General features: G+C 41.6%; 12 protein-coding genes, 4 pseudogenes and 1 riboswitch. Of the genes and pseudogenes, 6 read left to right on the plus strand and 10 right to left on the minus strand.

The features are described from left to right. A partial coding sequence (locus JCM21738_RS25540) for a hypothetical protein (RefSeq protein WP_035209170.1) occupies nucleotides 1-234 on the plus strand: 234 nt, incomplete at its 5' end. Nucleotides 235-369: 135 nt separating this feature from the next. On the opposite strand, the gene JCM21738_RS07555 is transcribed toward JCM21738_RS25540, so the two are convergent. Further along, the gene (locus JCM21738_RS07555; RefSeq protein ID WP_023615435.1) at nucleotides 370-555 is read right to left on the minus strand and encodes a hypothetical protein; all 186 of its coding nucleotides are present in this window, start codon (nucleotides 553-555) and stop codon (nucleotides 370-372) included. Nucleotides 556-712: 157 nt separating this feature from the next. Between JCM21738_RS07555 and JCM21738_RS07560 the strand changes: the two genes are divergently transcribed. Next, entirely contained in the window at nucleotides 713-1,231 is a 519-nt protein-coding gene (locus JCM21738_RS07560; RefSeq protein ID WP_023615436.1) for a universal stress protein, read from the plus strand. A 67-nt stretch (nucleotides 1,232-1,298) separates the two neighbouring features. Here the strand turns inward: JCM21738_RS07560 and JCM21738_RS07565 are convergent. The 5 genes and pseudogenes from JCM21738_RS07565 to thiT form a co-directional block, all read right to left on the minus strand. Then, nucleotides 1,299-1,762: pseudogene (locus JCM21738_RS07565) on the minus strand (helix-turn-helix transcriptional regulator). A gap of 220 nt (nucleotides 1,763-1,982) precedes the next feature. Then, a complete protein-coding gene (locus JCM21738_RS07570; protein WP_023615438.1) occupies nucleotides 1,983-2,144 on the minus strand; it encodes a FeoB-associated Cys-rich membrane protein in 162 nt (53 codons plus the stop codon). Between the two features lie 21 nt (nucleotides 2,145-2,165). Beyond that, nucleotides 2,166-4,173 (minus strand): annotated as a pseudogene (gene feoB, locus JCM21738_RS07575) (ferrous iron transport protein B). Then, nucleotides 4,173-4,397, minus strand: coding sequence for a FeoA family protein (locus JCM21738_RS07580; RefSeq protein WP_023615440.1), 225 nt, complete (start codon nucleotides 4,395-4,397; stop codon nucleotides 4,173-4,175). The pseudogene feoB and the gene JCM21738_RS07580 overlap by 1 nt, the downstream one beginning before the upstream one ends. 294 nt (nucleotides 4,398-4,691) lie before the next feature. Beyond that, the gene (gene thiT / locus JCM21738_RS07585; RefSeq protein WP_023615441.1) at nucleotides 4,692-5,288 is read right to left on the minus strand and encodes an energy-coupled thiamine transporter ThiT; all 597 of its coding nucleotides are present in this window, start codon (nucleotides 5,286-5,288) and stop codon (nucleotides 4,692-4,694) included. A 108-nt stretch (nucleotides 5,289-5,396) separates the two neighbouring features. Continuing rightward, nucleotides 5,397-5,503, minus strand: a riboswitch (TPP riboswitch). A 258-nt stretch (nucleotides 5,504-5,761) separates the two neighbouring features. Between thiT and JCM21738_RS07590 the strand changes: the two genes are divergently transcribed. Continuing rightward, nucleotides 5,762-6,892, plus strand: coding sequence for a histidine kinase N-terminal domain-containing protein (locus JCM21738_RS07590; RefSeq protein ID WP_023615442.1), 1,131 nt, complete (start codon nucleotides 5,762-5,764; stop codon nucleotides 6,890-6,892). A 74-nt stretch (nucleotides 6,893-6,966) separates the two neighbouring features. On the opposite strand, the pseudogene JCM21738_RS07595 reads toward JCM21738_RS07590, so the two are convergent. After that, a pseudogene (locus JCM21738_RS07595) lies at nucleotides 6,967-8,239 on the minus strand (dicarboxylate/amino acid:cation symporter). 124 nt (nucleotides 8,240-8,363) lie between these two features. Between JCM21738_RS07595 and JCM21738_RS27200 the strand changes: the two are divergent. Beyond that, nucleotides 8,364-8,711, plus strand: coding sequence for a hypothetical protein (locus JCM21738_RS27200; protein ID WP_369385685.1), 348 nt, complete (start codon nucleotides 8,364-8,366; stop codon nucleotides 8,709-8,711). Further along, entirely contained in the window at nucleotides 8,657-8,923 is a 267-nt protein-coding gene (locus JCM21738_RS27205; protein WP_369385683.1) for a GNAT family N-acetyltransferase, read from the plus strand. Before JCM21738_RS27200 ends, JCM21738_RS27205 begins: the two co-directional genes overlap by 55 nt. Before the next feature lie 17 nt (nucleotides 8,924-8,940). Here the strand turns inward: JCM21738_RS27205 and JCM21738_RS07605 are convergent, their stop codons facing one another. Further along, nucleotides 8,941-10,008, minus strand: a complete 1,068-nt coding sequence (locus tag JCM21738_RS07605) for an ATP-binding protein (protein WP_023615445.1) — start codon at nucleotides 10,006-10,008, stop codon at nucleotides 8,941-8,943. Nucleotides 10,009-10,507: 499 nt separating this feature from the next. On the opposite strand from JCM21738_RS07605, the pseudogene JCM21738_RS07610 reads away from it, so the two are divergent. Continuing rightward, nucleotides 10,508-11,856 (plus strand): annotated as a pseudogene (locus JCM21738_RS07610) (hemolysin family protein). A gap of 50 nt (nucleotides 11,857-11,906) precedes the next feature. Here the strand turns inward: JCM21738_RS07610 and JCM21738_RS07615 are convergent. Together JCM21738_RS07615 and JCM21738_RS07620 are read right to left on the minus strand one after the other, a co-directional pair. Next, nucleotides 11,907-12,863, minus strand: a complete 957-nt coding sequence (locus tag JCM21738_RS07615) for a cation diffusion facilitator family transporter (RefSeq protein ID WP_031307985.1) — start codon at nucleotides 12,861-12,863, stop codon at nucleotides 11,907-11,909. Between the two features lie 160 nt (nucleotides 12,864-13,023). After that, the gene (locus tag JCM21738_RS07620) at nucleotides 13,024-14,844 is read right to left on the minus strand and encodes a TIGR04190 family B12-binding domain/radical SAM domain protein (protein WP_369385684.1); all 1,821 of its coding nucleotides are present in this window, start codon (nucleotides 14,842-14,844) and stop codon (nucleotides 13,024-13,026) included. Nucleotides 14,845-14,952: the final 108 nt, after the last annotated feature.

Raw genomic sequence — 14,952 nt, forward strand, 5'->3', positions numbered from 1 at the left:
CTTCAGACAAAACTGCACGCTTGTGACGTTGTTTTGGCCGAACATGGCATGACTTCAGACAAAATCTCATGCCTAAGACGTGGTTTTGGCCGAACATGGCATGACTTCAGACAAAATCTCATGCCTAAGACGTGGTTTTGGCCGAACATGGCATCACTTCAGACAAAACTGCACGCTTGTGACGTGATTTTGGCCGAACATGGCATCACTTCAGACAAAACTGCACGCTTGTGACGTTGTTTTGTCTGAACCTGCTCCGCTTCAGACAAAACAAGCCGCAAGATTTTCCCAAATCTGCGGTAGTCTTTTTGAATAGGCATCGATGGTTCTTTTCTCAAAATCTGCGATAGTTTTTTTCGTTGGTTCTTATTAGTTATGAATCTGTGATTCTATTGGTTCCTGCTTGCTGGCAGCTATCAGATCTCTTTCTCGAAGAAGTGATTCCATATACATATAGACGATTTGCTTGGTTTTATCATCCGCTTTTATGACATCAAGGTGCTGAATGCATTTCCGTATTGTCGGATGAATCGGCTGCTGAGAATGAAATTCCATACCGACCACTCCTATTCATAATTTTAAAAAGCTTTACAACAAGGTTCGTCAGTTTTTGAGGAATTGTGAGGGTATATGGAAATTTTTAGGTCGGTTAGTTCTATTTTAAAAATGGGTATTGAATAGTATGACGTACTAATCTTGGAGGTTGATCTATATGGCTGGAATTAAAAAAGTGGTGCTTGCTTACGATGATTCAGCAGGCAGCAAGAAAGCCTTGCAGTTGGCAAAGGAGATCACTAGAGATAAAGAAGGCGTAAAATTATATGTTGGGCATGTATATGAGGAAAAAGTCAAAAGCGAATTGGTTGAATCCACTGAGCGCCCTATTGAGCATCTGCCAATTAACAACTTTCCGGCGGATGTAGTCCAGGTGCCTCCACTGGCTATGGAACAAGGTGCACTTGATAAATCAGAGCACTCAATCATTACCCACAGCTCTGAACAAGCTTTTAACAACGCTAAGGCCGAGCTTGATGCTCTTAATTTGGAAACTGAATACTACACCCTGGATGGAAGTCCCTCCGAGAGTATTCTGGAATTTTCCAAGGATGTAGATGCTGATTTAATCATCATAGGCCAATCAGGAAATGAAGGTCTCAAGCGTAAAATTCTTGGTGGCGTTAGCCAAAAGGTAGCTAATAACGCTCATTGCCATGTTCTTATAGCAAAATAAAAGCGAAAACAGCCGGGTGCAATGGAAACCCGGCTGTAATTATTTGTTTTTGCTGCCCACGCAATCTCTAACTCTTCATCGCTTCAGCTGCAATTTCCTCTAACCGCTCTTTTGTTTCGGTCTCCTCAAAACTGCTGAATATCCGAAAGTCATCTTGATCAAGAATCCTGTAATGCTGGCTTAGGATATTTTGCTGCATAACAAATCCGCCAATCCTGCTACTTCCCTCCACCAGACTTTGCCGCCCAATGTTTTCTCTTTTCGATAATCTGTCCCTTCATGTGCGACGGTTTCAAGGACCTCAAGTGGTTCATTTCCGAACAAAAACTGGATTGTTTCGGTTTCCCTGAATAGGGCACAAATGGCTACGACTGTCGACCACCCGGCTTGAACTCTGCGTTTTTCAATCTGTACAAGCGTCTTTTTGGAGACTCCAATGATATCAGCCATTTTATCCTGTGTATAACCAACTTCTGCCCTCAGCACCCTTACTTTTTCCGATACCCTGCTAATTATTTCATCCCTCGTCATCCGCTTCATTCCTTTAAGTTCTTTTAGTGTAATTTTACACTTAATTAATCTGAATTCAAAATACTTTTTACATTTATTTTTTAATTACTTGGCTCTGTTAAATTCGGCAGTTGATTTTCTCTCCAGGCGCTTCGCTTTTCATTACATCAAAATTCCTTTTATATCAGCAACTGTACACATCCATTTGAAAAAGAAATGCAATGATCTGCATTCCTTTTGTTTATTTTATCTGTTCTTCCTGGCTGACGCTGCAGTTGCTTGAACAAGAGCTTTGGATGGAACAAGCAGCGCATTTCCCTTCTTTCGATTTTTTGATGAATCGGTAGAAGGCCCAGCCGGCGTATCCGAATATGGCTCCGCCGATTAAGATATTTGCGATCATGAATCCTTCCTCCTTCCCTGCTCAGCTAAATCCTAACAGCATACCACCTTGATAAATAGCCAGAGACAATAGATATGCGATAATCAGGGCATAAGTAATTGAAAAAGCGGTCCAGCGTTTGGAAGCAGTTTCCTTATAAATGGTTGCTACAGTTGCAAGGCAAGGAACGTATAACAGGATAAATGCCATGAAGCTGTATGCAGCCAATGGTGTGTAATGAGCAGCAAGCAAACCTTGCAAGCTCGCTTCATCCGGGACAAAGTAAATGATGTTCATCGTTGAAATAATAGCTTCTTTTGCCAGGAAACCGGTGAAAAGTGATGCACTGGCCTGCCATGTTCCAAAGCCTATATGGGCAAATAACGGTGCGAAAATCCCCCCTAGAACCGCTAAATAACTGTCATCCATTCTTACATTCACGCCTTCTGGGCCGGCGTAAGCAAGCAGCCAGATCAGGACGGATCCGGCAAAAATGAAGGTTCCCGCCTTCTTTACGAATCCCTTTCCCTTATCCCATGTGCTTCTCCATAGCTCTTGCCTGCGGCAGCCTGTATGGCGGAAGCTCAATGACGAATACTGAAGTTTCACCTTTCAAAAGAGTCTTCGAGAATAACTTGGCCATGATAAGTGCAATCACTACTCCTAATACATACAAACTCAAAACCACAGCTGCCTTCTGTTCAACAAAAAACGCTCCGACAAACAAGGCGTAAACAGGCAATCGGGCTGAACATGACATTAGTGGCGTCAACAGGATGGTCATAAGACGTTCCTTTGGCGTCTCAATGGTCCTTGCTGCCATAATGCCTGGTACGTTACAGCCGAATCCAATCATCATCGGGATGAACGCCTTTCCATTCAAGCCGACAGATTCCATTAAGCGGTCCATAACCAGCGCGACACGGGCCATATAACCCGAATCCTCAAGCAAGGAAATGAAAAAGAACAAAATGAAGATCTGCGGCACGAAGACGAGGACTCCCCCTACTCCCGCAACAATCCCATCAAGAACCAGATCTTTGATGAATGATGAAGCACCTGCTGCAGCCAATGCTGCTGTGATCCCTGATGTTAATGGTCCGGATAAAAATGAATCCAATGCTTCTGACAGCGGGAAGCCAAGCCAGTCAAAGGTAAGCATGAACATGATATACATAAGGACTAGAAAAATCGGGATTCCGAGAAACTTATTTGTCACGATCATGTCAACCTTTTCAGTCAACGGTACCTTTTTATTATCCAGACTTGTAGTAGCGGCAGATAATATTTTATCAATCGCCTCTCTTCGTTTCCGGTGGATCACCTGATCAAGTGATTGTATGCTGCCTGCATTATGTTGTTGAGATAAAGCAACAGAGTTGACCAATGCTTCTAACTCATCCATAGGCAGGATTGTCGCCAGATAGCTATTTACATAAGGATTGCCTTCGAACAGCTGAAGAGCAAGCCAGCGAACGGGGTGTCGTGTCTTTCCAGCAAGCTTGTTCTCAAGCTCCAGGATTCCAGCTTCAATCGCTTTTCCATAATAAACGAGATTGTTCTTCCCTGTGCCGACAGCTCCAGCAGTCACCAGCTCTGCAAGTTCATTACACCCTTTGCCTGTTCTTGCAACGACAGGAGCTACAGTAACCCCAAGTGATTCAGACAGTTTATGAATATCAATTTGAATCCCCCTGTTTTTTGCCACATCCAGCATGTTTAAGCCAATAATGACAGGTGCTCCGTATTCCAATAGCTGCAAAGTAAGGTGTAGATTGCGCCTTAGCTGAGAAGCATCAAGGATATTCAGAAGCTTTTCAAATGGTTCATTCAAGAAGAAATTTGTAACGACACCCTCATCTTTAGAAAGGGGATTGAGAGTATAAACTCCAGGAAGGTCAATAAGCTGATCCTTTCCATTTTTAAAAAGGCCAACTTTCTTTTCGACCGTCACACCGCTCCAGTTGCCTACATATTCATATGAACCTGTTAAGTTATTAAACAATGAAGTTTTTCCAGTGTTGGGATTGCCGATGAGCGCAACATTCATCATACCCGCTCCACTTCGATCCTTAAGGCTTCCTTGCGGCGAATGCCAATGCACTGCCCGCAGGATTCAACCATGACTGGGCCACCAAAAGGCATGATGCATTTTACGCAAACTTCTGAGCCTTCCGCGATCCCTAAATCTAGCAATCTTCTTCTGACAAATTTATCTGCACTAGCAATATTCATGATCCGGCCTTTTTCACCAGTCTTTAATTTTCCCAGCATAGCCATCACCTTTTTCAAGTTTGTTAGTTTTTATGAGTAACTATATTAATTTCCACTAACATTAAATATGTTTACAACTGTTTTTCTAAATGAGAATGATTATCTTTATTTAACCAGTTTAGCTTGACTTCCACTGTGACTTATAACACTATAACTCAGCTGCAAACGTGTATTTTATGCAAACTCCATATAATTGACAATATTTTCAACTGGAATCACTTCATTTTTATTATATACCTACAAAGGTATATATTTTACATAAAAACAGGAGAGCTGATTCAGCTCTCCTTGGTATCATATTTTATTGCTTACTTGTGATGATTGGACCATTCTTGACGGTGCATAGCTAAAGACAAGAATGACGATAATTGCACTTAAAATCATGCTTGGGAGCATGTAAGTGCCGTTATATAGAAAAGAATATAGTGCAACAGGCTGACCTGGAGGCGCATAGCTTCCGAAGAATACCCATCCTGAAATAAAATGGGTAATAAACCGCAGTGCGCTTCCGATAAAAGTTCCGACAATGACAAAGACAATCCACTTTTTCCTGTTGCCTTTCTGCATGCTTTCTTTTACCTGAGCTGCAAATAATCCGGCCGTTCCCAGCAATGCAAACGCTACAAGATAATCAAGAATCCCTTGTACCGGATGGTAGATTTGCGACATTCCGAGGATGGATTGCAGTAGTCCAAACAGGAAGCCTGTAAGGATTCCGCCCTTTACTCCCCAGCGAAATGCCATCAGGAATACAGGTACCATCGCGATCGATACTGAACCGCCCTGTGGCCAGATTCTTGAAAATAAAAACCCTGAAAATAAATCAAGCAAATAAGCCAGTGCGGAAAATACGGCAATTTCCACTAAAAAGAGAGTTTGTTTTTGTTTCATGTTTTGTTCCTCCTTCTTTTCAGAATGAGGTCCGTTTCTAACACGCCTTTTCTGCTTCAGAAACAAAAAAGCAATCGCGGGGATCGATATAGGATTCCCAAGATTGCTTTCCTATCGCATCCACATTCCTTCGCTAGCATTAACTAACAGGTTCAAAGGGTAAGAACTCGGCCGCTCACTCTCAGCTGCTTTACGCAGCTCCCCTTGTGGTTATTATTTAGTTTCTACACTATGAATATACTACGTCTGCCATTCAATAACAAGTATAACCTTTCTGCAAACTCTGGACTATTCAATAAATGTCGATGACTCAATTGACAAAACTTTTTCATTGTTGATAAAAAAACCGGTCATTTGTCACGATTTTAGCTATTCGACGCATTTCAGCGGATGTTCTCAATATTCGACAAAGGGATTTCATGATTTTCCTCGAATCTTTAATACCGAAATGAAAAACTGGGGGACTTAATGAAATGCTGCCAATTACGGATAACCGATTGCTTAGATTCCTGACTAGTGAAAAGGAAAAACTCATTGCCGACTGGACGGATAATATAATTGTTTCAGAAGATGATCCATATAAAGAGAAAATAAGCAAGAATGCAGAGAGAATGTATGTAATCATTCTTTCGGTATTTTCAAAGACAAGTGAAGAATTAGAAGAACACATCCAAAAGCTTGCTTTTATGGTCGGAGAAGAACGAGTTCGCGCGGACATTAACATTGGAGATTTTGTCTATAATGTCAATTCCGGGCGATCAGTTCTTTACAAGCACCTTCACAAAATGAATATGGAATGGGAGGAAATGCAGGAGGCGATTAATCGGATCAATTATTGCTTTGATACCTTCTTGTATTACGCTGTATCCTATTACAATGAACAGAAAAACAAGATTATCGAAGAAAAGAACCAGTTCATCGATTCAACACATAAGGACCGACTGACATTGCTTGGCCAAATGACATCTAGCTTCATCCATGAATTCCGAAATCCCTTAACCTCCATTCAAGGATTCATCCAGCTTTTAAGATCCGAAAATGAAGATATGAAGTATCTCGACATCATTTCAAGCGAACTGGAACAATTGAATTTCCGCATTTCACAATTTCTGCTTTTATCCAAGAAAGAACTTATTGGAAAAGAAAAGAAACTCTTCTCATTGAACAGGATGATTGATGAAGTTTTAAATTTCCTCTATCCCAGCATTCTCGACACGAATGTACGGATCGTCATGGAAGTAGCGGATGATATGGAATTGTACGGCTATGCGGATGAAATCAGGCAGGTCCTCATCAATATCATCTTTAATGCCATTGATGTATTGAGCCAATTTCGTGATGATCCACAGATCGAAATAAAAGGATTTTTCGTGAATGACACCCATATCAAAATTGAGATTTCGAATAATGGGCCAATCATTCCTGACAATTTGTTAAAAACCATTTTCGAACCATTTGTCACTACCAAAACACTAGGAACCGGACTTGGTTTATTCGTCTGCCGGGAAATCATCGAAAAGCATAAAGGAATTCTCGCCTGTTCGTCAGAACCGGATAAGACTTCCTTCATCATGCTGCTGCCTTTGACAAGGATAGAAAACTAATAATATTAAAACTGGACTAGAGCAGACACTGTTTATCACAAATAGACCCCGCCTTGAAAGGCAGGGTCTATTCTTTATTCAGAGTATTCTAGTGAACGGTTTTCCTCAACATTTTCCACCTTGCTTTTCTCCGGTCGTAATGCATGCTTCTTCTCAGATTCAGTGACAATGACCGCGCATGCTGCATCGCCTGTGATATTGACAGCGGTGCGAGCCATATCCAGCAGACGGTCGATTCCGAGTATCAGGCCAATCCCTTCAACAGGCAGACCTACAGATTGGAGTACCATCGCCAGCATGATCAAACCAACTCCTGGAACACCTGCAGTCCCAATACTGGCTAGCACGGCAGTCAGGACAACTGTCAGAAGCTCGGCCATGGTGAGGTCGGCACCGTACACCTGTGCAATGAAGACAGTAGCTACCCCCTGCATGATTGCCGTACCGTCCATATTAATTGTCGCGCCCAACGGCTGGACAAAGCTGCTGACAGTTTCAGGTACACGAAGGTTCTTCTGGGCTGTTTCCATTGAAACAGGAAGTGTTGCATTACTGCTCGATGTACTGAAGGCTACCCCCATTGCCGGGGAGAATTGCTTAAAGAACCAGAATGGGTTTTTCTTACCTATGAAATATACACTTGACCCATAGGTAATGAGCGCATGGACGACGAGAGCCAGAACAACGACAATCATGTATACTCCCATCGCTTTGATGGCGTCGATTCCCTGGCTTCCGATAGCCGTTGCGATCAAACCAAAAGTTCCGTATGGAGCAAACTTCATGACAAGGCCTACCAGATACATCATGATTTCATTACCTTGTTCAATCAGATTCAAAATCCCTGTAGTTTTGTTACCAAGTGCTGTTAAAGCAATCCCGATGAATAGCGCAAACACGATAACTTGCAGCATATTGCCAGTTGTCAGTGCTTCAAACGGGTTCGCCGGAATAAGATTTAAAAAGGTTTCGCTTACTGGCGGAGCTTCTTCAGCTTTAAATTCTGCTCCACTCGTATCAAACTGACCCATTAAGCCTGGCTTGATCAAATATGCCAGCGCAAGACCAATCGAAATAGCTATAGCTGTTGTCGTTAAAAAGAAGCTTACCGTCTTAAAACCAATCCTGCCGAGTTTCTTAGGGTCCCCTAATCCTGCAGTTCCGAGAATAATCGAAAACAGGACAATTGGTACGACGAGCATACTGATTAAATTGATGAATATCTTACCTAGAGGGGTAAATAAGAATTTATCTAAAATAGTGAACAATTCGGGTGAAAAAATGTTGAGAATCAGCGGTCATTGCGCCAAGGCCAAGGCCAATCAAAATCTTAGTCGTTAATTTCATAATCTTCCTCCCAAAAAAAAGTATAAAAAACAATGTAAAGCTTTATTCCCTCTTTTGGGCGAATAAAACCACAGAGAGCCGATTGGTCAAAACTACCAGCAGCATGAAGTTTAAGGAGGTTTCTATGTTAACTTTAAAAGTTGACTCTGAACTTGAACTCAGAATTTTTGAGCCGCGTGAAGCCGGGGAGTTGTTCTGGCTTTTGGATTCCAATCGCCGCTATTTGCGGGAATGGCTGCCATGGATTGATGGTATTCAATCTCCGGGACAATTTTACTCGGTAATTCAAATGTGGCAGAAAAACTTCCAGGAAGGGAGCAGCAGTCATTTTGGAATCCGATACAGGGGAGCCCTTGCAGGCAGCATCAGCTCCATGCTATTGACTGGAATAACTCTCAGGCAAGCATCGGCTACTACCTGTCAGAAAAACTGCAAGGCAGGGGGATTACAATCAGAACGGCGAAAGCAGTAATAAACCATGCTTTTTATGAGTTAGGACTTAACCGCATTGAAATCCGCTGCGGCAAGGACAACCATAAAAGCAAGGCTATTCCTAAGAAGCTTGGGTTTTACGAGGAGGGAATCCTGCGTGATGGGGAATTTCTAAATGGAAACTTTCATGATTTGATAGTATATGGGCTTCTTTCAAGAGAATGGCAAAGAAGACCTACGCTTATTCCTTAGTCACCTGGCCACACTAATCAATGTATTGGCAGCTTGATGGTGAAGGTCGTCCCTTTTGAACTTGATTCCACATTTATTTTGCCATCATGTTCCTCAATGATTTTATAGCAAATCATCAAACCCAATCCATTGCCATTCGCCTTTGTCGTAAAAAATGGCTTGCCGATCTTGTCCAAATTCTCCGAAGGAATCCCTGTACCAGTGTCAGCAATTGCAATGGTCAGCTCGTCATCTGATTTAGAGATCGAAACCGTTATTTCACCTGGCAATTCCATCGCATCAATCGCATTCATCAGCATATTGATCAACACCTGCTTGATCTTATTTCCATCGCAAAGAAACATTCCGTCTCCCAATGTGGATTGCTTGGTAATTTCGACGCACTTCTTTGCTGCCTCAGCCATCAGCAGTGTAATTGCATGATCAACCAAATCATTCATATCAAATGACTTAAAGTCTGATATCTGTGGCTTAGCCATAAGCATCAGCTCTTTTGATACCGCCTCCATCCGCTTTATTTCCTCTTCCATGATCGCTAAATAGTTGTGATTCAATTCTTCTCCGGCCTTCATAAGCTGGATAAATCCTTTCAGGCTCGTCAAAGGGTTCTTGATCTCGTGCGCAATACCTGCAGCAAGCTGCCCAACAACATTCAGCTTCTCATACTCAAGGATAAAATGCTCTGCTTTGATTTTTGCAGAAATATCACTTGTAACCGAAAACAGTTCAAATGGTTCATTCGTTTCCGGATGCAGCACAACTGAGATTTGTGAGCTCACCCAGATATACACTCCGTCTTTCCGCTTAATACGATAGGTAAGAATCGACACTTCCTCCCCATCAGGCATGGCAGTACTCAAAATCCTATTATAATCTTCGGCATGTACAAATAAAGTGTACAGTTTTCCGATTAATTCAGCTGGCTCATATCCGAGCATAACCTGAACAGATGGCGAAACATATTTAATTAGACCATCAGGAGTTCTTTTACATATAAAATCCCTGGATGGTTCTACCCAAATTTTATCATTCATCTTTTCGACTTTTTGCAGCTTTCTTTCCAAACTGGATAATAGAATACTCATAGACAGCCTCCCTTTCGTAAAATTTTACTGAATATTTAAATTAATTTCAAACTCTAACTGCCAAATAAACCACAAAAAGGGGTTTATTTACATTGGGAAATTTTTTCTGCAGCACAGGAAAAGCACTAATTTGTTAAAATCTGAATTTTCCAATATAATTAAACATAAACTTCATACTTTAAGTGTCCGTTTCATACATTGATATCAAACCGTATTAATGTTCCCCTCAAATTTTCTCTATATGGTATAATAAAATTCTAATGATAAAGCTGAGGTGGTATGATGGGGCAATCTATCGTATCGAGAATTTAACAGCTGCAAACGCGGAAGAAACAGCATAACAGGATGTTGGCCCTGGCTGGACCAGCCGTCGGAACGGGCCGTTATAATTTCTTGATGAATTTAATCATTTAAATTGCAGCCTGCAAATCCAGGCTTAATTTTGAGTTTACTGGGAGGTGACTCCTTACCCGCATAACCGCGGGCTAAGGGAACTTATTTGGACATATTTAACTTGGTTTGGATAGCCATTTTAATTGCTTTAACGGCATTTTTCGTCGTTTCAGAATTTGCGATTGTTAAAGTGAGGAGTTCCAGAATCGATCAATTAATAGAGGAAGGCAGCAAAAAAGCTGTGCTCGCAAAAAGAGTCATTTCCAATCTGGATGAGTACCTTTCTGCTTGCCAGCTTGGAATTACGGTAACTGCACTAGGCATTGGCTGGCTTGGAAAGCCTGCAATTGCTGATTTGCTAAAACCGTTATTCACCAGCCTGGATATTCCGGAATCCTTCGGACATGTCTTTTCAGTGGTGATTGCGTTCACGACCATCACATTCCTGCATGTAGTAGTCGGGGAATTGGCCCCTAAGACATTAGCGATTCAAAAAGCGGAATGGGTGTCGCTGAATACAGCTGGTCCGCTGATTCTTTTTTACAAGATCATGTATCCATTCATCTGGCTGTTGAACGGATCTGCCGTCTTGCTGTTGGTCTTGTTGGCCTTAAGCCTGCCTCTGAACAGGATTTGGCCCATTCTGAGGAAGAACTTCGCATTATTCTGTCTGAGAGCTTTAAAAGTGGTGAAATCAACCAGTCAGAGTTTAAGTATGTAAATAAAATATTCGAATTTGACAACCGGATTGCGAAGGAAATCATGGTGCCCCGTACCGAAATCATTTCTTTGTCTATCGAGGATACTCTGGAGAACTTCCTCCATATTGTGAAGGAAGAGAAATTCACCCGATACCCTGTCATTGATGGAGACAAGGACCATATTGTCGGACTCGTCAATATCAAGGAGGTCATGACGGATTTGATCCATGACCAGCGTCGCGGCAAAAAAGTGATAGATTCATATATTCGTCCAATCATCCGGGTCATCGACAGCATCCCAATCCATGACTTGCTGGTAAAAATGCAAAAGGAACGCATACACATGGCAATCTTGATGGATGAATATGGCGGAACTTCCGGGCTTGTGACAGTAGAAGACATCCTTGAAGAAATTGTAGGCGAAATTCGCGATGAGTTCGATATGGATGAAGTTCCGATGATACGCAAAATCAAAGAAAGCCATTATATCATCGATGCCAAGCTTCTTGTCAGTGAAGTAAATGAACTTCTGGCAATTGATATCAACGATGAAGATGTCGATACAATTGGCGGTTGGATGCTTACCGAAAATTATGAAGTCAAGCAAGGAGACGTCGTCAACTTCGGATCTTACCTTTTCAAAATTACCGAAATGGAAGAGCACCACATCAAATATATCGAAGTAATGAAACAACCTGAAATCGAAAAGACAGCAGATAATTTTTTTATGAACAAGACTGAAGTAGTATCATAGAAAACACGCAACAAAAACAGGCAGATGTTTACTCTGCCTGTTTTTTGCATTTACAACTTCCAATTTTGGACGTCATCTGCTTCAATGATGCCCATTACTACATCATCAACGTCTGGGTCTGTCAGTACCTTATCCCTGACTCTGAACTTAATATCATCAGCGTCAGCGAGTGTCAATCCTTTGCGTAGTTCCAGATAGCTTTCGACATGGTACTGCCTGCCTTCCTGGACAATCCTTAATGTATTGATATCAATCACATCTGGATCAGACAGGATAAGTGTTGCAATCCTGTTTTCAACTACCTTTGGAGCCGCGACCCCAATCAATCCAACCGTGTTCTCATAACCAATCTTCAAGGCAATGCCTATTAGCAGGATACCAATCAGCAATGTTCCAATACCATCAAGCAAATAAAATCCTGTTACATGTGCCATTACAATAGAAACCATTGCTAATAGCGCACCAAATGTCGCAATCAAATCTTCATAGAAAACGAGTCTTGTAGGGGGTGCTGCCAGACTGACATTCTTAAACGCATTTCCAATAATTCCAAACCCCTTTGCTTCACTTCTCGTTTCGTGAGCAATTTCCTTCATTGCTTTAATCAAAATTCCTCCATCAACAAGAACGGCGATTATCATGATGATAACATTCAACCACATGTTACTAGATGCTTTAGGATGCTGGATCAGCTCCCATCCTTTAATGACTGTTTCATATGCCATTATCGAAATGATAATGACCGCAACCAGCACAAACAAGTTTACGACCCTGCCGAACCCGGTCGGAAACCGCTTTGTCGCTTCTTTTTCCGAAATAGCACTGCCGATAAAAACAAAAAATTGGTTCAATGCATCCGCAACCGAATGAAGCGTTGTCGCGAGCATCGTACCGCTTCCGCTAATAGCAGCAGCGACACCCTTGATTATTGCAAGGAATGTGTTCCCAATGGCAGCAATCCCGGAGGATTTATTTCCTCTTTTAAAAAATTCAATCATAGACGACATTTCTCCACCCGCTTTACTATTTTCTTTAATCTGTATATGTGCTTTCATTTTTCACATTTTGGTCTACTCTAAACATCTATTTGGATAAGCTGGAGTTTTAAAATATGGGAAATGCTAAAGAACCCATCAGGAATACGTCCTGATGGGTTTTTTCTAAAATTCATGTCCTGCTTTTTGAGGCTTCTCCAACTCTTTTATTGTAGGCATTCCATTTCTGTTTTACGTTGATCAAGATATCCTCAACCAACAGCTCGATTCCGATTGCAGTCAGCGAGAAGACATTAGCATAATGCTTCTTCACTTCCCATTTCAATTCATGCTTCCCACAAATACTGTATTTGTTCACTTCTTCCATTTCCTTACTGAGCAGAGCCAGTTGCTGGTTTTTTTCCTGTTCAGGAAAAGCAACGATTTCATCGATTTTTTCTATATATTCAAGTGACCTGGTGATTTTCTCATTCACCTCATCATGTGTCTTCTTGTCCACAAGATCATACTTCAGTTTAAAAGTATTCAGGTTCCTGGCAGATTCATAGGTTGATTTAACGATTTCATCCCTGGTCATATAATCTGTTTCAAAGCTAAGCATGTATTTCCATGATGGTTGGGTGATTGCTTTTCTATGATCTTCAATTGTATGGCAAAATTTCTTATAGCCATATTTTTCTGGGTCTTCAAATGCCGGGCTAGCCGGATCCAGGAACGGTGCAAGCGGGGCGACAAAATATGATAGTCGTTTATCCCCACCGCACGCATTATGAATCTTCTCACAAAAATCGACATTATCAAGTGCGCTTTGATAATCCTGATGCGGTATGCCCACCATGAAGAAAATATCAATCTTCTTGCAGCTATGCTTCAATGCAGATTGCAGCGTTTCAATCACTTTTGCATTCGTGCAGTTGAATTTGCCGTTATACCGGCGAATATTCTCATCATGTGTTTCCAAGGTCAATTCAACGCTGTATTTCGGTACAACCTTCTCGATTTTCGCAAAAAACTCTTCGTTTGCATACTGAAATAATTCAAATACCAACTCATTCTTAAGATTGATCTTGCTGAGTCTCTCGAAAAATTCATCTACATAATCCTTACCCGCCTGGCGTATATCATGAAGAATGAAAATTGGTGCCCTGCTGAAGCGCTGGATGAAAAGAATGTCTTCAACTAGTTTCGCAGGCGAGCGTTTAGCCAGGACTTTACGGTTGCAGTTATCCTTGTAAGATTGTTTCGAACCGCCGCATATCAAGCATCCCTGTGTACATCCCTTTGCCGTGAGAATTGCCGTATTCGGATATTGAAGCCAGCCGTTGTATGGCAGTGGATCCAGGAAATTTTTATATTTGAAGACCGACTTGATTGTATATCGGTAGCCGGGGATATCAAATTCATCCAGGCTGTCAGGAACATGGCTTAACGGGTTGTAGACTGGAGTGTCCCCGTCCTTCCAAGTAAGGTTTGGAATCCCGCCCAGATGATGGGTTCCATTTTTCAAATGGTTAATCAAAAGGAGCATCAATTTTTCAGTTGAATCGCCCCGCATGACAAAGTCAATAAATGGATATTCAATTAACTCTTTATGGTAATAAGTTGCTGATAAACCGCCAAAAACCATAGGAGTTTCAGGATGAAGTTTTTTCACAATTTTGGCCAGTTCAATACTTCCATGAGCGTGTGGCAGCCAGTGAAGGTCAATACCAAAAGCCCGTGTCTTGATCTTTTTCAATTTCTTTTCAACATCAAAATTTTCATCCATCAGCATTCGATTCGCGATGTTAATGATTTTAACGCGCAGACCCTGGCGTTCTAAATATTCCGCAATGCTCGTCAGGCCAATAGGATACATTTCGAATACTGGAGAAGATGGAACGACGTCACTGATTGGGCCAGCTAAAAGTGCACTTTCCGGAAATCGTAAACACTTGGCGCATGGAGAAGAACTAAATCGTATCTCAAAATACTCACCTCGAAGTAAAAATATACTCTATTAATCTGCCTAATAAAATCAATGTATGATTACACCTTAATGATAACTCCATGAAACTTCGTCTTAGTCCCCCAAAGTGCAATTTTTTGTGAACACCTGAAC

The organism is Mesobacillus boroniphilus JCM 21738 (genome assembly GCF_000517385.1).
Taxonomy (GTDB): Bacteria; Bacillota; Bacilli; order Bacillales; family Cytobacillaceae; genus Mesobacillus; species Mesobacillus boroniphilus.

Coding starts and splice junctions, on each gene's coding strand:
- JCM21738_RS07560 (WP_023615436.1), top strand. CDS start 713: ATGGCTGGAATTAAAAAAGTGGTGCTTGCTTACGATGATTCAGCAGGC.
- JCM21738_RS07580 (WP_023615440.1), bottom strand. CDS start 4,397: ATGCTGGGAAAATTAAAGACTGGTGAAAAAGGCCGGATCATGAATATT.
- thiT (WP_023615441.1), bottom strand. CDS start 5,288: ATGAAACAAAAACAAACTCTCTTTTTAGTGGAAATTGCCGTATTTTCC.
- JCM21738_RS27200 (WP_369385685.1), top strand. CDS start 8,364: ATGTTAACTTTAAAAGTTGACTCTGAACTTGAACTCAGAATTTTTGAG.
- JCM21738_RS07555 (WP_023615435.1), bottom strand. CDS start 555: ATGGAATTTCATTCTCAGCAGCCGATTCATCCGACAATACGGAAATGC.
- JCM21738_RS07570 (WP_023615438.1), bottom strand. CDS start 2,144: ATGATCGCAAATATCTTAATCGGCGGAGCCATATTCGGATACGCCGGC.
- JCM21738_RS07605 (WP_023615445.1), bottom strand. CDS start 10,008: ATGAGTATTCTATTATCCAGTTTGGAAAGAAAGCTGCAAAAAGTCGAA.
- JCM21738_RS07615 (WP_031307985.1), bottom strand. CDS start 12,863: ATGTCGTCTATGATTGAATTTTTTAAAAGAGGAAATAAATCCTCCGGG.
- JCM21738_RS07590 (WP_023615442.1), top strand. CDS start 5,762: ATGCTGCCAATTACGGATAACCGATTGCTTAGATTCCTGACTAGTGAA.